The organism is Sphingomonas sp. R1 (assembly GCF_025960285.1).
Classification (GTDB): Bacteria; Pseudomonadota; Alphaproteobacteria; order Sphingomonadales; family Sphingomonadaceae; genus Sphingomonas.
Window position 1 is genome coordinate 3,111,658 of the sequence record NZ_CP110111.1, and the last position, 20,790, is coordinate 3,132,447.

Annotated in this window: 17 protein-coding genes; 10 read left to right on the forward strand and 7 right to left on the reverse strand. The window is 61.9% G+C overall.

The annotated features are described in order from the left end of the window. Positions 1-359 precede the first annotated feature (359 nt). The 6 genes from OIM94_RS14945 to OIM94_RS14970 all read right to left on the reverse strand — a co-directional run bounded on the left by OIM94_RS14945 (position 360) and on the right by OIM94_RS14970 (position 7,405). The gene (locus OIM94_RS14945; protein ID WP_264607485.1) at positions 360-2,189 is read right to left on the reverse strand and encodes a hypothetical protein; all 1,830 of its coding nucleotides are present in this window, start codon (positions 2,187-2,189) and stop codon (positions 360-362) included. A 79-nt stretch (positions 2,190-2,268) separates the two neighbouring features. After that, positions 2,269-3,270: a TniB family NTP-binding protein gene (locus OIM94_RS14950; RefSeq protein ID WP_264607486.1), complete on the reverse strand. Its 1,002-nt coding sequence runs from the start codon at positions 3,268-3,270 to the stop codon at positions 2,269-2,271. Then, the gene (locus OIM94_RS14955) at positions 3,267-5,483 is read right to left on the reverse strand and encodes a hypothetical protein (RefSeq protein WP_264607487.1); all 2,217 of its coding nucleotides are present in this window, start codon (positions 5,481-5,483) and stop codon (positions 3,267-3,269) included. Before OIM94_RS14955 ends, OIM94_RS14950 begins: the two co-directional genes overlap by 4 nt. A gap of 197 nt (positions 5,484-5,680) precedes the next feature. Then, a complete protein-coding gene (locus OIM94_RS14960; protein WP_264607488.1) occupies positions 5,681-6,433 on the reverse strand; it encodes a hypothetical protein in 753 nt (250 codons plus the stop codon). 200 nt (positions 6,434-6,633) lie between these two features. Next, the gene (locus OIM94_RS14965) at positions 6,634-6,978 is read right to left on the reverse strand and encodes a hypothetical protein (protein ID WP_264607489.1); all 345 of its coding nucleotides are present in this window, start codon (positions 6,976-6,978) and stop codon (positions 6,634-6,636) included. Between the two features lie 64 nt (positions 6,979-7,042). After that, positions 7,043-7,405, reverse strand: a complete 363-nt coding sequence (locus OIM94_RS14970; protein WP_264607490.1) for a hypothetical protein — start codon at positions 7,403-7,405, stop codon at positions 7,043-7,045. Positions 7,406-7,741: 336 nt separating this feature from the next. On the opposite strand from OIM94_RS14970, the gene OIM94_RS14975 reads away from it, so the two are divergent. The 10 genes from OIM94_RS14975 (at position 7,742) to OIM94_RS15020 (ending at position 18,666) form a co-directional block, all read left to right on the forward strand. Beyond that, positions 7,742-8,929, forward strand: a complete 1,188-nt coding sequence (locus tag OIM94_RS14975) for a hypothetical protein (protein ID WP_264607491.1) — start codon at positions 7,742-7,744, stop codon at positions 8,927-8,929. A 200-nt stretch (positions 8,930-9,129) separates the two neighbouring features. After that, a complete protein-coding gene (locus OIM94_RS14980; RefSeq protein ID WP_264607492.1) occupies positions 9,130-10,185 on the forward strand; it encodes a hypothetical protein in 1,056 nt (351 codons plus the stop codon). A 176-nt stretch (positions 10,186-10,361) separates the two neighbouring features. Continuing rightward, positions 10,362-10,826 (forward strand): transposase, encoded by a 465-nt coding sequence (locus tag OIM94_RS14985; RefSeq protein ID WP_264607493.1) that lies wholly within the window; start codon positions 10,362-10,364, stop codon positions 10,824-10,826. Continuing rightward, positions 10,823-11,176, forward strand: a complete 354-nt coding sequence (gene tnpB / locus OIM94_RS14990; RefSeq protein WP_264607494.1) for an IS66 family insertion sequence element accessory protein TnpB — start codon at positions 10,823-10,825, stop codon at positions 11,174-11,176. Before OIM94_RS14985 ends, tnpB (OIM94_RS14990) begins: the two co-directional genes overlap by 4 nt. A 64-nt stretch (positions 11,177-11,240) precedes the next feature. After that, positions 11,241-12,890: an IS66 family transposase gene (gene tnpC, locus OIM94_RS14995; protein ID WP_264607495.1), complete on the forward strand. Its 1,650-nt coding sequence runs from the start codon at positions 11,241-11,243 to the stop codon at positions 12,888-12,890. A 1,722-nt stretch (positions 12,891-14,612) separates the two neighbouring features. Then, positions 14,613-15,497 carry a hypothetical protein gene (locus OIM94_RS15000; RefSeq protein ID WP_264607496.1) on the forward strand — a complete coding sequence of 295 codons (885 nt, stop codon included), beginning with the start codon at positions 14,613-14,615 and terminating at the stop codon, positions 15,495-15,497. A 92-nt stretch (positions 15,498-15,589) separates the two neighbouring features. Continuing rightward, positions 15,590-16,042: a transposase gene (locus OIM94_RS15005; RefSeq protein WP_264607497.1), complete on the forward strand. Its 453-nt coding sequence runs from the start codon at positions 15,590-15,592 to the stop codon at positions 16,040-16,042. Next, entirely contained in the window at positions 16,039-16,392 is a 354-nt protein-coding gene (gene tnpB / locus OIM94_RS15010; RefSeq protein ID WP_264607498.1) for an IS66 family insertion sequence element accessory protein TnpB, read from the forward strand. The genes OIM94_RS15005 and tnpB (OIM94_RS15010) overlap by 4 nt, the downstream gene beginning before the upstream one ends. 64 nt (positions 16,393-16,456) lie before the next feature. Beyond that, complete coding sequence (gene tnpC / locus OIM94_RS15015) at positions 16,457-18,106, forward strand: IS66 family transposase (protein ID WP_264607499.1); 1,650 nt, start codon at positions 16,457-16,459, stop codon at positions 18,104-18,106. Positions 18,107-18,216: 110 nt separating this feature from the next. Then, positions 18,217-18,666, forward strand: a complete 450-nt coding sequence (locus OIM94_RS15020; RefSeq protein ID WP_264607500.1) for a hypothetical protein — start codon at positions 18,217-18,219, stop codon at positions 18,664-18,666. Positions 18,667-19,496: 830 nt separating this feature from the next. Here the strand turns inward: OIM94_RS15020 and OIM94_RS15025 are convergent. Beyond that, a complete protein-coding gene (locus OIM94_RS15025) occupies positions 19,497-20,459 on the reverse strand; it encodes a hypothetical protein (RefSeq protein WP_264607501.1) in 963 nt (320 codons plus the stop codon). Between the last annotated feature and the right edge of the window lie 331 nt (positions 20,460-20,790).

Genomic DNA, 20,790 nt, shown 5'->3' on the forward strand with positions numbered 1-20,790 from the left:
GTCGACGATCGATGATGTGTCTAGCTTCAAGGCGGTGCAGCGCGGCTAGCGCTTCTCGCGGGCTGAAGACAAAGCCGCGCCCTGCGAGGTGCTTCAGTGCCGCCGATGTCGACCAAGGCGTGCCCATGTAGAACACCTTGTCGCCGACGACGTGCCGCGAGAGCGCCGTGCCAGCGGCAACGGTGGTGCAGCAGACTCGAAGATCGATTGGCCTGCGGAACTCAACCGTGAGGATCTGCTGCAGGGCCTTCGACAGGCGCTCCACGTGCCAGACCTCATAGATCGTTTTGCAATCAAGCGACGAATGGCTCCTGCGACCCGCGTTCTGCCTCTGCCGCGCTCCGGATCTCCGATGCATCCTACTTTCTCCCTCCAGCCAGAAGTGGTTCGATTTCGCGACGGGACCATCCAGCCGCGCCGATGCGCTTGTATCTGCCGCGCTTGAGCTCTCGCGGCAGTCGCCGGGTGCCGGGGCGGGTTCGAGCGCTGATCTCCGCTGCCGAGATGAGCCGCGCCGCAATCGCTGCTACGTCTCCGACTCTCACGCGACCTCTGCTCCGATCGCATCCCAGCTCCTGTTCGAGCGCAAGCAGCAGTGTACTAGGGACGAGATTAAGCGCTTCCTCGGCATCGCGTCTGCTCATGTCCTTCCTGAAAGGGAAGTTGGAGTGATCAGCGCGGCGGAAGGAGAAGGACCTTAGCAGATCTACGCTGTAGTTCGGCACGAGGATTCCCCGGACGACCCGGGTGACGTTCGTATCAAGGGCGAACGTGATCGTCCCCTCCAGCAGAGCTTTGAAAACCGCCGCCCAAGGCTTTTCGCCTTGCACGCACTTAACAGCTAAATGGAGCGGGATGAGAGTACCCGCGAGGTCGTCTTGCGCTCCGCGGGTCAGCTGTTCGACGAACCCGTCTACAGAAGATCGAAGAACCCTCGGGAGGCGGTACGTTGCAGCTAGCGCGGGATGCTCCTCCAGGCGAAGCAGGCCGAGCACCGCGAGCTGTTCCACGCCGTGATAGCTGATCCCCAGGCGCTCGGCGACGGAGTCCAATGGAATGCTTGCAGCTCTCGCGTCGCGCAGCTTCTCAATGGCGACGATGTCGAAGTCCTGGAACGATCGTCTGTCGCCCCGCGTAGTCAACGCTTCCAAGCCCTGCGAGGTCGCCGCTTTCGCAAAACTCCTGGCCGTCATTCCGATTATCTCGACAGCATCAGTCCGCGTGACCACCGACGGATTCAGTAACCTCAGGATTTCTCGATCGCGCCTTAGAAGAGCGGGGTAGGCTTGCCTGATCGTCTCAGTGACCTCGGGCCACATCGCCTTTGCTCGTGTAAGCGCCTTCAATCGACGAACGCGCTGGACCGCCACTTCATTGGGAGCGTTCCGGGCGGAAGTCTGCAGTTCGAATTGGAAGCGATCTGGCCAATCGGACAGAAACTGATTAGCGAGATGCAAGGTCGACAGGATGGTGTCCACGTCGAGCGTCTTGCTCCGAGATCTGGTGGCGCCGTCGAGGGCGAAGACCCTGGCCAAGCTCCATCCAAGTTCGAAGCACGCGCCGGAGGAAAGGGGCTGCAGGGCCGGCGGCAGATCGATTTCAGCTCCGTGCCTGTCGCCGGGGGCGACGAGCCCGGCCATCGTGCGATATGATGCGACCAGGCGATCATCGAGGAAGCTCGTCGACGTGTCTCGAAGGTCGTTCCCGCACTTCGGATCGCCGCATCGAAATATCGCGTTGATGTCGGGAGATCGCCAACGCGGGTCCCCTGCGGGGGTAGCCCTGAACCAGTCCAGCTTCTGATTGCATCGCGGGCAGCGATCGACCAGAAGCTCAAGAGAGACGGGGCAGTATGGAAGCAGGCCGTGCGCCCATACCGCTCTATGAAAAGGTTGCGAGCGCAACGTGGCGCCAGAAACGCGCCGCCGACGCGTTACGTTGTCGAACGACGAAGCCTCCCCGCCGAGAAACGACACCGTGGTCAGGTGGCCGAACGAACGGCGCGGACGAAATGTCAGGTCCGCAAGCTCACCGCAGTCAACTCCGAGAACGTTCGCCAGTCCCTCGATGTTCTCCAGCCGACTGAGTGCGAGATCGAACGACCTCGCGTGCGGATAGCCGGCCGCGGCCAGGATCGCGCTCACGTTCATATGAGCGTTGTCCGAAGCTGCCTTGAGAACTACCCCCATGAGATACTCTCGTGGGTCGATGGAAGTTGGGAACAGCACGCGTCCCGAGCCACGTTCCGGCGGGGTCCAACTGCTATGATCAGGCATCGGGAATTCCCTTGCTGAAAGGATTGTAGGACACGATCTTCTGCTGGATCGCCCAGCGCTCAGTGGCGAGCCAGAGATCGTGCGGCTCGATGACGGGCGCAGACCGCCGGACGGCGATGGCGATCGCCTGTCTCACCAGGTTCACCACTCGACCCAGGTATCCTCCCGACACTACGAAGAGGCACCGGAGAGTCGTGTCGTCCGCAAGATTAGACGGACGTTCCATGATGCTTCTCGTGACCAGCTCCTGATCAAGCCTGGATACGAAGGATCGGAATGTGCGACGGTCGCCCTCGTCCTCGATTCTCAAGGCGTTGATGTCGCCTGGAGCGATCATGCGGTTTGCCAGCTGGATGTTGCGGTTCATGAGGTTGAGCGCGGTCTCGTCTCCGCCGAACACGAGGGACACCACACCGTCGTCGAGCATGCGCTTCAGCGTATCCGTTGGGTCCGATCGTTCGGAAGCGCGGAAGTTCAGGTGCTGCACCTCGTCCACGAAGATCATCTCTGTCCTGAACCTCTCGACGCAGAGATACAGGCGCTTCCGAAGCGTGCTCTCGACGCTTGCGTCGGAGTACTCGTCCCCGTAGCCGTCCAGCATCGAAGTCACGAGGCGCTTGGTCGTGCAGGCGCGATCGAGCTTGATCCGAAAAACCGGGAGTGTGCCAGGCTCGGGCTCGGACCTTCGACGGTCGATCTCGATGTACTGATCGAATCCGGTCGACTTGCCCGATGCGCTGGCACCGATGACGCGCATCGCCGACTTAGGGCCTGTCGAAAGCCGGTCCAGTGCCCGTATGTAGTCGAAGGAGGCGAACATGGCGCGGTGAGCGGGATGCTGCAGGTAGATCTGCCTAGACAATGCCACCGCGTTGGCAGCGGCGATGGAGCGCTCGCGACTGTTGTCCTCGACCGGCAAGCCGGTAGAGGGGCGCAGCTGTGCCGCGGAGAAAGTGGGCCGCACAACGGCCCTACGTCGCGGTTTTCTGCTCATGAATAGTCCTCCTCGAAGCGCTCGTCCTCGTCGTCGGGGGGAGTGAAGAGGCCGGTCTTCGGATCAATCGGTGGAAGTTCGGAATCTTCGCGGGGATCTGCCTCGTGGCTGCTTCCCTTCGCAGTGACGCCCGATGCAGGCCGGTCTTGAACCACGTCGTGATCGAGCCGGTCCGGGGCGGCTGGATCATGCTCGATGACCTGGCCCAGACCATCGTGCGAGGCCTGCGCATGCTCGATTGTCACGTCGCCGTCGGGAGTGGAGGTGCCCGCGGGATCGGTGAAGCGACCTGCCGCGCGGCGTTCCCGTATCGTCAGGGACGGAATCATCGCTTCGATGAAGTCGTTGAGCCCGTTGAGCGCCGCCAACCGCTCTTCCTCGGTGTTGAAGGCGAGATTCTGCTTCTTCGCCCAGGCGAGCACCTGCTCATGCTGATCGAGGCTGAGCCCCCACGAGTATCGCACGTCGGTCGCTCGAAGCTCGACATAGGTGCGCGTCACAAGGTCTTCGACCCAGATGTGGCCCACGTTGTTGGGATCGATCTTGATCTTCACCGTGCAGGCGGCGTTCGCCTTGATCCTGTCCCCGACCGCGCTGTTCGGCACGTTGGCGCGCAGAAGCCGCTCGAGCTCGCCGATCCTGTAGGTCCGGCGATTCCAGCGCACCCCGTTTATCGTCAGCCGCCGCCCCGGAACGGTGATCAGCAGCATGCGGTCTAGCGCCTGCTGGTCGAGGATCGCACGCGGCCGCGCCTCGATAGATCGCAGCCATGCGGCGGCAGGCTGCTCGTTGAGCGTCGAGTGGATGGAAACATGATACACGTTCAGGAACTCCGCGATGAGCGCTTCCAGCTCCTCGACCAGCAGAACGGCCTTGGTAGCGGGGTCGTAGTTGAGTTCCCGCAGAGTCTTCGGGTCGAGAGTATGACCTGGAAGCTTCTGCAGCAGCCAGGTGTTCAAGGTCCGGAAGAAGCGTTCGATGATCGCCTTCCACTTCGGCTCCCGAATGGGTGCATAGCGGATGGTGATGCCGGCCTCGGCCGCCGCTTCCTGAAAGGCAGGCGAGATGTAGTTCGAGCCGTTATCCACTCCGAGCGCGACCGGCTTGCCACCGATGGTAGTCAGGACGGGGTATCGCCGCTTCCACTCGGGAGAGATGTTCGTCTTCTCAAGACCCACGCGTCTCAGACACTCCGCCGCGGTGTGCGTCGTCGGAGGCTTGAAGCTGACGACGAAGCCTGGAACGCAACGGGTGCCCGCGCATATCGCCAGGCACAGGTACGGCCTTCCAGCCGGATAGCGCCGGCCGTTCACGGTGCGGATGCAGGCCACGGCGTCCAGAACCGTGTCGTCCATCAGAACCAGCTCAAGGGCGTGCTTCGCCTGCTGTCCTTCGCGAGAAGCACGCCAGTACCGCTGAGCGGCGATCTTGCCGTATTTCCGCTCGTAGTTCTCTGGCGATTCCGATGCTCGCACCGCACGCCTGTAGGCCTCGCGTGAAGGCTGCTTGAGCGGCGAGAGCCCCTGGTCGCGCCGCTCCTTGTTGATCTTCAGGATTTTGACAGCACCCCTCGCCTCGACGTCCTTGATCTGACGCCCACGCTCGTCCCAGTACCACTCGCAGCCGCGAGAGATCACCTCTCTCACGACAGGGTCCAGACGCTTCGCGCGAGGCACGCGCCCGCTGTTCGACACCAGCTGGACTAGGGCTGGAAGGGTTGGATCGGTCCAGGTCATCCACTCGCGCACGGTCGAGGTCGCTGGGCGTTCCCCGAAGCCCGTCAGCTTCTCCGTCCAGATCTCCCTGACCGCCTCGGCCAGATTGGGATCACTGCGACTGATACCCTTGAGATGAAGCTCCAGGAGGAGCGTCTGTCGCGCTTCTGCGTGTGGATCATACTTCAGCAGCTCGTCACGATTCATCTCGGACAAGGGCGCTCGCTCAGCCTCGGGCTTGGTGCCGTCGGCGTATAAGAGGATCTTGAACGCGCCACGGGCGAGCGCGTCCTGCATCCACGTCAAGGTGGCGACCTGACGCATTCCGGTCGACGCATCCAGCGGCCGGTAGAGCTCTCCCGTCCGATAGTCCTGGACGTTCAGGTCGCCGTCGCCCAGCTCACCTCTCCAGACGAGCTTTTTGTCGTCGACGGAGAAGATGGCGCCGGGCGTTAGCCCGGCGATGTTCAGTGAAGGTATCTGTCGTTCGATGTCCACGTGGGTGTTCTCCAGGCGCGAGGTATGGATCCGCGGCACGGCGTCGCGTGGCGCCGGACGGCAGGGGGCTGGAATCGCCCGACGAGAGGCAGTGCGGGGGGATGCCTGCGCGTCAGGAACTCAGTGACGCGAGGCGCAAGGCGGCAGGGATTTGCTGCTGCGGCAGATGGCGGGGTCCGTGCCCGGCCAGGAGCTGGCTATAGGCGGATGCGCGGAAATGCAAAGGGCAGGGAAGGCGCTCGCCGCACGCGGCTGCGGGCACCAAGCGGGACTCGCAGATCGATGCTGGCCAGGCGACGCACCATGAGTGCGCAGATCAGCGCCTGACCTCTGGAGGCTGTTTCTCCCATCGCTTCGGCGAGATCCGCGATGGTCATCTGACCACGTTCGCGAAGTGCGCGGGCAGCCGCCTGCTCCTGGCGGATGGGGATGTGGGCGAACCGATGGGCTGCAACCTCGTCGAGATTCTCTCGGTAGTCGAGGGTACCGAACGCCTCCCCCGTGATCTGTCGATATTCCCAGCCGAGAAGTTCCGCCGCCTTCATTGTCAGCGCCTTCTGGCGAAGTGCGCTCGCCCTCTCGAATTGCGTTCGATCGCGCTTCACCTCGCCGAGGATTGGCGCACAGCCCTTCTCGACCATGGCGAAGTCCGGGAGCGCAATATGCTTCTCGCCCCCGATCTCGCCCTCGACCCGGCATGGCTGCGGATTGAAGTCCAGCACCGTGGGGACGGCCTCGGCGTATTTCGTGAGGAGGAGTTCCATGGCCGTCTCGCCGGTCAGCGTTCGCCGCCACCGCTTCGAAGGGAAGCTGAACGTCTCATGGGTCTTGGTGCCGGTAATCACCTGACGCAGCTGATTCCCGCGCACGTCGAAGACGACGCGCTGGATGGTGGTGTCGGCGAGAATGTTGGAAAATTCCTCGTCAGCCTGACTGAAATTGGTAGCCATCTAGGTCTCCTAGTCGAAGGGGTTGTTCTCCAGGGCAGTCACGGTGTTTTCGGTGAAAAAGCCTTGTTCGATCCGGTAAGGATCGCGAGCGCGTTCTCTGGAGCCCAAGCGAGCGCATCTAGCGCGCCTGGAGCTTTTTCGTTCTCTCTTGATGTGGTGTTGCGACCCCGACGACGGGGCGTCAGGTGAGCGCTGGGAGATCAGCGAAAGGTCGGTGCGGACGCCTCGAAGGAGCGAAGAGGCGGCCGCTGAACGTCGTCATCGAGCAGGAATCCGAGTTCCTCGTCGAGCCACTCGACAACCTGGGTAGCATCGACCTCGGAGAGGAACCCGTTGCTCGCGAGGTACTCTGCGCAGCGGTCGCCCTGCCAGACCGCCTCGCAGGGGACGGAGGTGATGAGTGCATGCATGTGGTCGAAGTCGAAGCCAGCCGTCACGGCCTTCTCGACGAGGTTGTGCCTGAAGTCGGCATCGATCTCTTCGCGGATAATGCTCTTCATCTTCGAGACGATGCGCTTGAAGCGGCGATGCGTGAGGGTGATCATCTTCCTTCTCCTTGAATCAGTTCAGGCAGGTGGGGCCGGGCACGATCGCCCGTAGGTCGTTCGGTCAGGAAACGGGGATTGGGGCGCACAGGGACATCGGCAGGCCGGGAAAGGTGATGCCGTCCTCGCACAGCAGTGCGTAGACGAACGCCACGGTCAGCTTCCACCTGCGGATCTGTACCTTGCCATCTTTACGATCGACAGACATCGCTGCGATCGTTCCATCGGCATGCTGCCCGGTCGCAACCAGCCACTGATCCTTGACGAGAAAGGGGCGCCCGGCCTCAATGGCCCGAAGCGCAGTCAGCAGCTCTACGTCGTGAACGGAAAGGCCGAACGTGGAGGCCTCCATGGTCATCGCGGCCTCGTACTCAGCCATGGTGGCCGGTGTAAGTTCGTCCGGGTAGTCCCACGTCACGTCATTCATGAATTCCTCCTTGAGATTGGACGCGCGAATTCCTTGCCGAAGGACTGCTCCTACGGTTCCGCACATCTCTTCTTTCTGTTCATGCTGGTGGCGCCCCAGCCGAGCACCTCAGCTCGCCGTCGAGCGCGCCGTACTAGCCGTCCTCGATCGCCTCAAACCACGCATCTTGCACAGCTACCTCCCTTATGATGCTCGTATAATTTAATCATCAAGCTAGGGGCTTCAAGTACGATGCTTGAAAAATTAACTGCACAGGGGACTGGTCCTCATTTTTGACCTCAGATGCGTTGCCGGAACTCTCGCGCGGGGCGATATGAGATCACCATGGCGCAAACGATGCAGATCAAGACGCAGGCGAGGGCGGAGCAGGGAGCTGAGGGCCATTGGGCGTTCCTCGATGAGCTCTGCCTCGCGGGAAAGCTTCAGTTGGCCCTCATCCGCCGGGAGCTGCCCTCCGACGTCACTGCTGATGACCTCAGGTTCACCGACACACTCAGCGCTACTAAGAAGCAGCTGGTACTTCGGCGCCTGTACGCCATCGTAAGAAGTGAGAATGGGCTGCCTGCCGCCGATGCCAGCAGGCTTGCTGACGTGACGGTTCCCAACTTCTACCGCCTCAAGCGTCTGTGGACGGATAGGAGAAACGTCGGGCTAACGTTCTTGTCCGGGTACTCGGCTCGGAAAGTCGGCAAGCCTGCAACGGACCGCCTCACGGTATGGGAAAAAAAGGTTTCCGAGGTGATCGGCAGCCAGGATATCGTCGCTCTCTCCGTGAAGGAGATATCGAAGAGGGTTCAGGAAGCGGAAGCTACAAAGATCCCCACCTATACTCTCGATGCAGCGGCACGCTCCCTACGACAGAGGGCGAGAAACGCACCGGGAGTTCTGGAACGGATCTATGGCGCTCGGGTTTTGATCGACTATTCAGCAGTGTCGCTCGTGCACGTGCGGCGGGACGGCACAACTTCGCTTGTCGAAGTAGCCTGGGTGATCGAGGAGGCCAGCCAGCTTATATTGGCAGCATTCATGGCCATCGACCGGACTCCTTGTGAGACGCAGCGGACCGCCATTAGCGCAGCTAGCAAGAAGCTGTATCGGTCCGGACCAGACATCTGGAGAGGGTCTCCGTCTCGCATCTCCGCGATAGTTCCTGACCCTAGGTCCGACGCTGACAGACGTTACGTGGAGACGATTATTTCAGCTGTCGGCGCGGAATCGGTGGCAGCCGCCGGCGTTCGGCGGTTTGGGCGTTCGACGCTCGACGTCATCGGTCCCGTGTGGGGACGAATCAAAATCATACCTCGTGCAACGCTCACCGAGGAAACCTCTGCGGCGAGCGTGCGGGCCTACGGGCGAGATGCGCTCGACACGGAGTCGCTCCAGCGCTTTTTTGGTGACGCTGTCAGGGCTCACAACCGACCTATCGAGAGCGCATTGAGAGCTTCTTCTCTTGAGCTATGCGATCAACGCGAACGGGGGAGCATGCAGTTGGCTCTTTCGGCAGCAATCAACCCTTCGCAGTAGCTTAAATTGCTGAGGTGCGGAGTGTCGCAAGAGTCGGCTCCCGATCGCGTACAGACTGGTCGGAGCGGATAGTATCAAACACTCCCATCTGTCACGCGCGAGCCGCTCGTAGCTCGGCCAAACAAAATTCACGCTCAAAATGGCTCAGCTCCGGAGGACCTCCGGGGACGATGTTCTGCGATCTTCGAAGGAGAATGATGATGAGTAGAGTGAAGCAGTTGGATTTTTCGCGCGTTGCTCCCCACCGGCGTGATGAAGTCGCGCGGAGAATTGGGATCATCGAACGCTATGTCGCTCGAGAGATTACTCGTCGTGAAGCTATCGCCCAGTTGGGTCTGACGGAGGTGTCGTTCTGGATCCTTGTGCGGGGGTGGCTAGACACTGGCAGGCCCGAAGCACTCATGGGTTCCGGCAAGGAAAGGAAGAAGGTTGCCTCGGTTAGTGACACGCAGCGCCAGCTTATCTCCGATGCGGAGGCAGCAGCAAGGACCCAGTCGGTGAGTCAAGTCATGGAGAGAGCTCGCCGGCTAGCCGAACTCCGCGGGATGGCACTACCCGGCGTGACGGCTATGAAGGCCCTCATCGGCGAGATCCGTCGCAGCAGAGGACTGCGCCCGGAGGGAATACGGGACGTTCTCGTCACGCACTGTGCTATCGACGTCCCGGTGCGACACGCCGAGCACGGCGTCGTTGCACCCATCGCGGCGCTTGTTCTCGACATCAGGCGTGAAGCCATTGTTCTCGGCATGTCGCTGTCGATGGAGCCTCCGAGTTCGTCGAGCGCCGCAGCGGCGCTGCTGGACGCGCTGTCTGCTGACTACCTTCCGCAAAGCCAGGAATTGAACGAATGCCGGGTGTTGGTCGGTGCTGGCGCGGGCTGGTCCAACCTGGAAGACGCGCTGCAGGGAGCTAACCTGCCGCTGTACTTCATGCCGGCGCGGCCCCGGTCCTGGCGCGAGATCGTGGGCCTGCTAGGGCACAGGCCCGGCGGTATCAGGTTGAAGCCGGACCTGACTGAACGACCAGAAGGCGAGCGCGCCGCGCATGTGCCGCAGGGCGGAACTTCCCTCGACCTCAAGGACGCCGACGCAATCTTGAGGGGCCGTTTCAAAGGCAGCCCCAGCTCTCAACCTGAGGCCCTAATCTCGAACGAACAAGAGGCAGCCAGGCTGAGATCTCGCCTGCGGCATCTGATTGCAGTGCCGAGCACCACCGTCGCCCCCATCGATCCTAAGGAAAAGGGTGGAGGAACATAACACGAACAAACGGACGTGGAAGACATGGTTACGCCAGTGCTTTCAAGACGCTTTCCCAAGCGACGGTGAATTCCTGTCGTAAGCGTCCGCTCTGACCCGTATTGCGTGGAGACTTCTGCTGCGCGAGGCGGGGAGCACTCAGGAGTGTCCTTTCGCACTCCTTAAGGAGAGTGCGGATGGCGCGAATGGAGGTTATCACCCGCGCGGAGCGCCGGCGACGCTATTCAGATGCGGAGCGCTCCGCGGTGCTGGCACAATGCGATGTACCGGGGGCTACCATCGTTGGCGTTGCTCGGCAGCTGGGGATGTCGCCCAGCCTGATACACGGCTGGCGCAAGCGGCAGCGGGAGATGGCGCTTCTGACTGGCGAGCCGCTCCAATTTGTGCCGTATGGCGAAGTGGCGACTGGCTCCGATGTAGAGCCCGCTGTGGCTATTCGGGGCGCCAAGGTGGCGGCGCCTTTCCGCGCTGCGGCGCGCGAGGCAGGGGCGACGCAGGAGGAGCTGATACGGCCGAACCCAGGCTTGCGACCTGGTGGCATCGACATCGACCTGCCCGGTGGGGTGCGCCTGTCGGTCGACACCTATGTCAACGAGAAGGCACTGGCCCGCGTGCTGCGGGTGCTGCGGGAAACGGCATGATCTCGCTGCCACCCGGCACCAGGGTGTACCTGGCCAGCAAGCCGGTGAGCATGCGGCTCGGGTTCGATGGCCTGGTGGCACTGGTGCGGCCGCTGTTCGACCAGGAGCCCTATGGCGGGCACGTCTTCCTCTTCCGCAGCCGAAAGGGAAGCTATCTCAAGGCGCTCTACTGGGACGGCACCGGCCTCTGCCTGTTCTCGAAACGCCTTGAGCGTCATCGCTTTGTCTGGCCGCCGCTGGTGAATGGTGGCGTGGTCCTGAGCGCAGCCCAGTTCGCCCTGCTGATCGAGGCGATGGACTGGCGCCGCACGGTGGTGCCGGAGGCACCGCGGCTGCCCGTCCAAATGTAGCGGAAATCTGCAGAAAACCGCGCATTTTGCTTGGGCGAGAGTCGCTGTTCTGGTATGGAAAACCATGTCTTTCGATGCGCTGGACATCCCCGACAATCCTGACGCGGTGAAGGCGCTTTTGGCGGCAATGCAGGCCAAACTCGCGGCGTCCGAGCAGGCGCTGGCGGCAGAGCGATCGGCGCATCAGGACACCCGGCAGCAGCTCGCCGCGGCCGAAAATGCCATCAAGCTGACCACGCTGCAGATCGAGAAGCTGAAGGTCCAGCTTGCCCGCTTGCGCCGGATGAAGTTCGGCCATTCCTCGGAGCGACTGTTGCTGTTGGCGGACCAGCTAGAGCTATCGCTGGAGGACCTGGAAGCCGCACAGGCGCATGCCACCTGCGTCATCGCCGGCAGGACGGCGGGGGAACCCGCCTCAGAAAGCAATCAGTCCCGCCGTCAGCCGCTTCCTGCGCATCTCCGCCGCGAAGAGGTGGTTCACCCGGCGCCGTCAGCGGACGGCTGCACCAGCTGCGGGGGCGCCATGGCCCGGTTGGGCGAGGATGTGACTGAGGTGCTGGAGTATGTGCCGGGACGCTTCTACGTCGTGCGGCATGTGCGTCCGAAGCTGGCCTGCAAGCGCTGCGACGCGATCAGTCAGGCACCAGCACCTTCACTGCCGATCCCCCGCGGCCGAGCCGGTCCAGCCCTTCTGGCGCATGTGGTGGTGTCGAAATTTGCGGACCATCTGCCACTTTACCGTCAATCGCAGATTTTCGTGCGGGAGGGTGTCGAGATCAGCCGATCGACGCTGGCGGACTGGATGGGCCAGATCAGCTGGCTTCTGCAGCCGCTGGTGGACCGGATCGCCGAGCATGTGATGGCCAGCCCCAAGCTCCATGCCGACGACACGCCGGTTCCAGTGCTGTCGCCGGGTAGCGGCAAGACGGCGGCGGGGCGGCTGTGGGTATACGTACGCGACAATCGACGATGGCGCCCCAGCGACAAACCCGCGGCGCTCTACCGCTACAGCCCGGATCGCAAGGGAGAACGCCCGCGCGAGCACCTCAAGACGTTCGCCGGCTTCCTGCAGGCTGATGCCTATGCCGGGTTCGAGAAGCTCTACGCGGCCGATCGACAGCCGGGGCTGATCACGCCGGTTGCTTGTTGGGCGCATGTCCGCCGCAAGCTGCACGACGTGCTCGATGCCGACGCCCGCTCCATTGCCCGTGAGGGGCTGGTGCTGATCGGTGACCTCTACGAGGTGGAGCGGCGGATCACCCGGGATCCGCATGACGATCGCCGCAAGGCACGGAAATACTCCAGGCTGAAGGCGCTCGACTTCTTCCAATGGGCAGACGGCGTGCTCGCTCAGGTGTCTGCGCGGTCGCCGCTGGCGGAGGCGCTCCGCTATGCCGTTCGTCTGAAGCCGGCGCTCCTCGCCTATACGGAGGATGGTCGCCTCGAGATTGACAACAACTTGGCGGAGAACGCCTTGCGCGGCATCGCCGTGGGTCGGAAGAACTGGCTCTTTGCCGGTGCCGACTGCGGCGGCGAGCGGGCAGCAGCAATCTACAGCCTGCTCGAGACGGCGAAGCTGAACGGCATCAACCCACAGGCTTGGCTCGCCGACGTCCTCGATCGAATTGGCCGAGGTCACCCCATCAACCGTACGGACGAGCTGCTGCCTTGGAATTGGGTCGACCCAGAAGCCTCTTCGTCCGAAAATGCGTGAAAAGCGGACCGGCAGCTCGCGCCCAATTTCGGACGTCAACCTTGCCTGCGTGTTGACCGTACCGCATACTCGCGTTCATGGTGCGAACACTGCTCGTCCTTCCGCTTTTGCTTGCCGGTTGCGGGTCCCCAACGAATCCGCAGCAGTGCGCTAAGCTCATGACAGACTCTGCCGTACTCGAGCGATGTGGAGGTCGGGTGAAGGGCGCGCCTTGGAAGTATGGCGAAAATTGCTATCCGATGGCCAAGCGGGAGCGGATGACGGGTATCGTCGTGGTCAATTTTGAACGATCCGAGTTCTTTCTCGGTGAGCCCAGATTCACACCTGCGATGCGTGAGTATACTGATGGAACATGGTTGCAGTGGCCAGACACAATCCCGAAGGATGTGGAACCCGATATGAGTAGGCCACGAGCATTCTTGATTACGTTCGACGGACGACGATCCGTTTGTCCTAAGCCACCTGGAGAATATAACGGCTATGGCCACATGAGGGGATATCGCGAACTCGCCGTAGTCGACCGTTTGATATCTGTGGAGCAAGTGGCCCGCCTGCCAAGCCCATTTGGCAGCAAAGAGTGACGGCAGCTTCCCACCACCTTCGGCCGTTCGTTCGACCGGTTGCGCCGAGAGCCGCCATTCCAGTGGATTGAAGAAGCTTCCCCCAGCGAATGACCGAAGGTGGTGGTGAGCTGCCGGTCCGCCTACGGTGATAGATACCGATAGGCCGACGTCGCTACGATTTATCGCTGGTAGGCGTCCTCTGGGTAACGAGGCTTGAGACCGAGGCGTCGTGCTGACTTTTTAAGCCAAGCTTGAATACATGGGTATGATCCGAGATCGTCAGCTGTGTAGAGATACTTGTACGACCAAGCACTTTCTCCGACACGAAAGCTGCGAAATCCGCACTTTTCTGCTGCAACCATAACGAAGCTCAACTGCTTGTAGCTGCCTGCGGCTAGCGGCATTTGAGGCGCCGCTTGTGTAGGCGCAGAAAGTAGTGCGGCTAAACCTGACAAACCAATCGCTGATGATCGAAGCAGCCGTGTGATTTTCATCATCAGCGCATACTGCCTTCCGCTAGTGCACGGGGCAAGACTGGTCACGAACGTCCGCAACTGGGCGGGAACGGACAGGCCGTTTTTTTCTCAGACGGCCTTGGTCGGACGCTTACTTCCTGTCCAATGATCCGAAAGTTGCAGCCGCCCCAAGGGTGGTCCAGCGATCGATCTGAAGCCTCAACTCGAAAGAGCTCTGTACTCAAGACCGCCGCGCAGAGCCGAAACGACCGTTGATCGCTGGGCGACAATCGCCGTTCGAGAAGTGTATGCGAGTAGCGCAGTGTGCGCCCTTATGGACGCCCAGAAGGGCGCGCGCCTCCATCGTGATGCCGCTGTCCTTCCGGCGGCCACTCGTCGAGCGGTGCGGCAAGAGGCTGCCGCAATGACCATCGGTCTGGACCAAGCTTCCGCACTGCGCCTGCAGCTATAGCTGACGAGCGGTGCGGTGCGGTGCGGTTCGTGACCGTCGGAACGGAAGACCATCAATGACTAGGCGATGAAGGTGGTAGGCTAGGTGTCCATCTCCGAAAATCCGCGCCTTGGCCGAGCTGACGCTCGCCAGATCCCGAAAAGCAACTCGCAAGTGAATTCGCCGATTCCTGCGCTTGGTGACGGCTTTCCGCGCGGGCTGTTTGGGAGAATCTCGCCGAGAAGGAGAAGTTATGTCGAATGAACCCTATTACGACTTGTCCGGGATTGTTCCGAGGAAGCGTCAGGAGGTCTTGCGGCGGATCGAGATCATCGAAACGTATCTAGGAGGCACCATCTCCAGCGCGGAAGCGATGCGAAGGCTCGGTGTGTCGGCGCCCACATTCTGGAGGCTGTTGCGGGCATGGCGTCAGAGCCAACGCCCGGCAGACCTCGGCGCGACTGGGCACGTATTCAAGGCGAGGATGCCAATCGACGAGGATGCGGAGGTCCTCATCCAGGAGGCCGAGCGTGGATTGCCCGATGCCTCAATCCGCCGCGTGGTCCATAACGTTCAAATGCTCGCTCAGCAGCGAGGCGTGCACGTGCCTTATCGGCGTAAGATCGAGGCTCTGGTTCAGGAGGCAAGACGGGCCCGGGGCCTCAGGCCCGAAGGTATCGTGGATCTTGTGCTCGAATTCTGCGCGCTCGACGTCGCAGTCGTGCATCCGGAACACGGACTTGTCGCGCCTGTCATGTGTGCGCTGCTGGACGTTAGAAAGGGCGCGACGTTTTTTGGGATGACGCTGTCGTTCGACGCAGGAAGTTCCAGCCAGGCTGCGCGGACCATTCTGGACGCCGTTGCGCGAGCGGACCGCCCGCGATCGGCGCCCGTACGTTCATTCACCATTCCAAACGAAGCGAGCAGTGGCTGGCCTGAACTGGGCGAAGCACTTGCCGGGGCGGGGCTGCCCCTGTCGCTCGAAGCCGTGCGTCCCAGGGCCTCGGCCCGCAGCCTCGTTCGTCTGCTTGGCAAGCGTCCAGCAGGTGTCGTGCTCCTCCCCGACCTCACAAGAAGGCCCCCGAGTGAACGCCTGGTGAAGCTCAAGTTCGGTGATCCGATCGTAAGCGTCCGGTGAGCCGCCTGTTGTCGTGCGCGACGTGGCCGCCAATGTGCTGACCTGTCGTGGTCTCCTTCTGGAGTCCAGAAGGAGGTCAGGAGATGGGACGCATGGAGGTCATCACCCGCACGGAGCGGCGGCGGATCTACAGCGATGCGGAGAAGGCGGTCGTCGTAGCCGAAGCGTCTGCCCCAGGAGTGACAGTGGGCGAGGTATCGCGGCCGCTCGGCATCGCGGAAAGCCTCATCTACAACTGGCGGTCGGCGCAGCGGAAGGCGTCTAACGTTGCCAGCGAGCCGTTGCAGTTCATTTCCTATGGTAAGGTGTCGGACGCACCGCCGCCTGAGCCCGGCATGGCGCCGACGCCGGCATCGCTCGAGCGATCAGCTGCGAAGCCTTCGTCATCTGCCGGACCGACGGAGGATCTGGTCCGTCCCCATCCAGGAGCGCGTCCCGGTGGCATCGACATAGAGCTGCCTTGCGGGGTGCGTCTATCGGTGGACACCTATGTCAACGAGAAGGCACTGGCCCGCGTGCTGCGGGTGCTGCGGGAAACGGCATGATCTCGCTTCCACCCGGCACCAGGGTGTACCTGGCCAGCAAGCCGGTGAGCATGCGGCTCGGGTTCGATGGCCTGGCGGCACTGGTGCAGCCGCTGTTCGACCAAGAGCCCTATGGTGGCCACGTCTTCCTCTTCCGCAGCCGGAAGGGCAGCTATCTCAAGGCGCTCTATTGGGACGGCACCGGCCTCTGCCTGTTCTCCAAGCGGCTTGAGCATCATCGCTTTGTCTGGCCGCCGCTGGTGAATGGTGGCGTTGTGCTGAGCGCGGCGCAGTTCGCCCTGCTGATCGAGGCAATGGACTGGCGTCGCACGGTGGTGCCGGAGGCACCGCGATTGCCCGTCCAGATGTAGCGGAAAGCTGCAGAAAACTGCGTATTTTGCTTGGGCGCGAGTCGCTGTTCTGGTATGGAAAACCATGTCTTCCGATGCGCTGGACATCCCCGACAATCCTGATGCGGTGAAGGCGCTTTTGGCGGCGATGCAGGCCAAGCTCGCAGCCTCCGAGCAGGCGCTGGCGGCCGAGCGATCTGCGCATCAGGAAACCCGGCAGCAGCTCGCCGCGGCCGAGAATGCCATCAAGCTCACGACGCTGCAGATCGAGAAGCTGAAGGTCCAGCTTGCTCGCCTGCGCCGGATGAAGTTCGGCCAGTCCTCGGAGCGACTGTTGCTGCTGGCGGACCAGCTGGAGTTGTCGCTGGAGGATCTGGAGGCCGCGCACGCGCATGCCACCTGCGTTATCGCCGGGAGGACGGCCGAGGAACCTGCCTCAGAAAGCAACCAGCCTCGCCGTCAGCCGCTTCCTGCGCATCTCCGCCGCGAAGAGGTACTGCACCCTGCGCCGGCAGCGGACGGTTGCACCAGCTGCGGCGGCGCAATGGCGCGGTTGGGCGAAGACGTGACCGAGGTGCTGGAATATGTGCCGGGACGCTTTCACGTCGTGCGGCATGTTCGGCCGAAGCTGGCCTGCAAGCGCTGCGATGCGATCAGCCAGGCACCGGCGCCTTCGCTGCCGGTCCCTCGTGGCCGAGCCGGTCCTGGTCTGCTGGCACATGTGGTGATCTCGAAGTTCGCGGACCATCTGCCGCTCTACCGCCAATCGCAGATCTTTGCGCGGGAGGGTGTGGAGGTCAGTCGATCGACGCTGGCGGACTGGATGGGCCAGGTCAGCTGGCTTCTTCAGCCGCTGGTCGACCGTATCGCCGAGCATGTGATGGCCAGCTCCAAGCTCCACGCCGACGACACCCCGGTTCCGGTGCTGTCGCCGGGCAGCGGCAAGACGGCGACGGGGCGGCTGTGGGTGTACGTGCGCGACAATCGACGATGGCGCCCCAGCGACAAACCTGCGGCGCTCTACCGCTACAGCCCAGATCGCAAGGGAGAACGCCCGCGCGAGCACCTCAAGACGTTCGCCGGTTTCCTGCAGGCTGACGCCTATGCCGGGTTCGAGAAGCTCTACGCGGCCGATCGACAGCCGGGGCTAATCACGCCGGTTGCCTGTTGGGCGCATGTGCGCCGCAAGCTGCACGACGTGCTCGATGCCGACGCCCGCTCCATTGCCCGTGAAGGGCTGGTGCTGATTGGCGATCTCTATGAGGTCGAACGGCGGATCACTCGAGACCCGCATGACGATCGCCGGGAGGCTCGCAAACATTCCAAGCTGAAGGCGCTAGACTTCTTCCAATGGGCAGACGGCGTGCTCGCCCAGGTTTCGGCGCGGTCTCCGCTGGCGGAGGCGCTCCGCTATGCCGTTCGTCTGAAGCCGGCACTTCTCACCTACACGGAGGATGGTCGCCTCGAGATCGACAACAACCTGGCGGAGAACGCCTTGCGCGGCATCGCCGTGGGTCGGAAGAACTGGCTCTTTGCCGGTGCAGACTGCGGTGGCGAGCGAGCAGCAACGATCTACAGCCTGCTCGAGACGGCGAAGCTGAATGGCATCAACCCACAGGTCTGGCTCGCCGATGTGCTCAATCGAATTGGCCGAGGTCACCCCATCAACCGTACGGACGAGCTGCTGCCCTGGAATTGGGCCGACCCAGAAGCCTCGTCGTTCGAAAGTGCATAAAAAGCGGACTCGCTCCCGCGTACCTTTGGCCGTTTCGTCAGATCGTATCGGTTCATCGCGCTGCTGAATCACCGATTTGGCTGGGGGCGAAAGGTTGGTAATATGCGCCAATGATGGACGCGCAACTCAGAGCGATCTGCTTCTGGATAGCCACCTTTGCGGGCATTGGATCATTGGCGAGCGCGCTGTTCGCTCCTGCGCGTGTAATTCTGCTACCTGGAACACTTTTAGTGGGAGCCACAGCTGTCCTTCTGTTCCTAAGGATGCTGTTCACTCGGACTTACCGGCTGGGCGTCGATGCTGCGAATCGCGAGATGCAGGGCAACGATCCATGGCCTGGCCGACCGAAGAAGTTTCGAGACCCGAATTGGGGTCTCTTCGGCAACCGGACAGGCTCGCCTGCTCTGCTATGGCTAAGAGCTGCGCTCGTCGTGGGCATCGTGCCCATCACGTTGCTGCAAAAATGGATAGGAATTGAGGTAGTTTGGCTGTGGGTCGCCGGCGCCTTTGTAGCAGTGGAGCTTAGCATCATGCACGTGGCGCTGTCGCGACCACGCTAATCGAAACCTGCATACGACGACCTATAGATTCACAACCTAATGGGGCGGGAACACATGCCGGCGCTTCCCGCGACGCCCTGACCGGACGCTTACATCCGATCGAACTACCCGACGCCGAGGACATGCTGCGGGAGGGGTTTCGAAATTTCTTTCCCGGTGACGTCGAGTTCCTTTCCAACGACGCCGCAGCTCGCAGCCGGCTGACCACCGCTCTTCAAAGATTGGCCTAGGTTGCAGGCGCGTTGCGGAGGCGTTGCTTGCCAGCGAAGAAGAGGCAGACCGGCTGAGATCTCGCCTGCGGCATCTGATTGCAGTGCCGGGCACCCCCGTGGCGCCCATCGATTCTGAGGGAGCCGCCAAGAGAACGTAAAGTGAACATACGGGCTCGGAAGTTATGTTGCGCCGGCGCTTCCGCACGCTTTCCCAGGCAATCGTGAATTTCTGCCCAGTGATTCGAAAGTCCGCAGCCGCTTCCCGGGTGCTCCCCAGCGATTGGTCGGAAGCAGTAACTCGCAAAGCGCTGTACCTCCGGCTTCGCCGCAGAGTTGAAAAGATTGTCGTGAGCCGGGCGCCAGTCGCTGTTTGGGAAGTACGAAGTGTCTTAAGATGTATCTCTTTACCGCTGTTGAGCTTTTTCCGCAGATACACACGCCAACCAGCCGGCGTCCGGGAGTATGTCCAGTGCTCGCTTCCGCCTTGAACTCGAGGAGCGGAGCTTCGTCGGCAGCGGCGCGCCCGAGAGCATAACAGCTCTCGCGATCCCGGGATGAAGAGAGCTCGTCATCCGGGTCACGAGGCTCGCGCCCGTGTCTGCCGCCACCACGAAACCTTCAAATTTGGAGACCGCCATGTTCATACTGCCTTACGCAGCACCAGCCATCATCATTGCGCTCGAAGATCGACGTGACCGACCTTCGGTGGCCGGTCAGGTCAACCATCGTGGCTTCGATAACGGCCGTCTTGGCATCGTTGATGTCGCTGACTGCGAGGCGGGCGCCGGCTCCCAAGATGCGATCACCAACATCTTCAGCGGACGGAACGAGACAAGCTTGGCCGACGACGTGATAGTCGGTGCACCACAATGCAAGGCGGACCAGCTCTGCCCTGCTCCCGCCAATGTTCTCGACGCCCGCCCGATACACGCCGTTCTCGTTATAGACATAGGGGATAAGGTAGCTGGCACTGAGCGCTCCTGCGAGCCGATTGCTCTGAGCGGCGAGTTCCGCGGCTCGGCCTGCGACGAAAATGGCAACAACTTCGAAGAGGCTGATTATCAACGAGACGATGCTGCTGGTGGATTGAAGGAGGAGGGCAGACCGAGCGACGGAGTTCGCTTGGGCGTACTCGATGACCGCGGCCCAGGCGGCGCATACGCCGGACTCCTCTTTGCCCTGGGGTTGTGCACAGTAGGGATCATAATTCCGGCGCTGGCCCTTCTGTTTTCCGCCAGCAGAGGTGCCCGGCGTGTTGGTATGGCCATGTACGTGGTCGGAATGGCGATAGAGGTGGGACTGAGCATCTATGTCTTCTTCCGCTACTAGACTTGGATCCGGGGGTGCCTTCGCGTCTCGAGCGGGCTGGTGGATGAAGTAGGGCTCAGGGCTTCCTCTCGAGGCTGATGCGCCCGCTGGTTTGCTCAACAGCGTGTCATAGCCTTGGCGAGACAGTTCCTGAGCTGAGATAAGTACCACTACGACCACTAGGGCCGTCGCGGGTAGCAGGATCGCCATGAGCTTGTAGATCCAGCGTCCGGTAAGTGCGTCCTGTCTGGGGCGAAGTTCGTTCTGCTTCATGTCCCGAACTTATGAGGGATCTTGTCAACAGAAGGTTGCGCTGCATGCCACGGGCTCGTCGGCTGAGCGGGCCCGCCCGTCTCCCGACGCGAGAGAAGTCCCGAATCCGTTCAGTTGCTGAGAATCGTCGATCACCTCTCCGACCAAAATCCTGTACTCAGGTCAATATGCACGGTCAGAGGAGAGCGCCCTCTAAGCACGCGCTCAAGAGTTCTGGCGGAACAAACCAAGATTGACTACAAAGCTTTGTAACGACCATGGAAGAAGTGGCAGGTCACATATTTGAGCGAGGGAAGCATGACCGACTACTCTCTTCCCGCTCCGGAGAGCA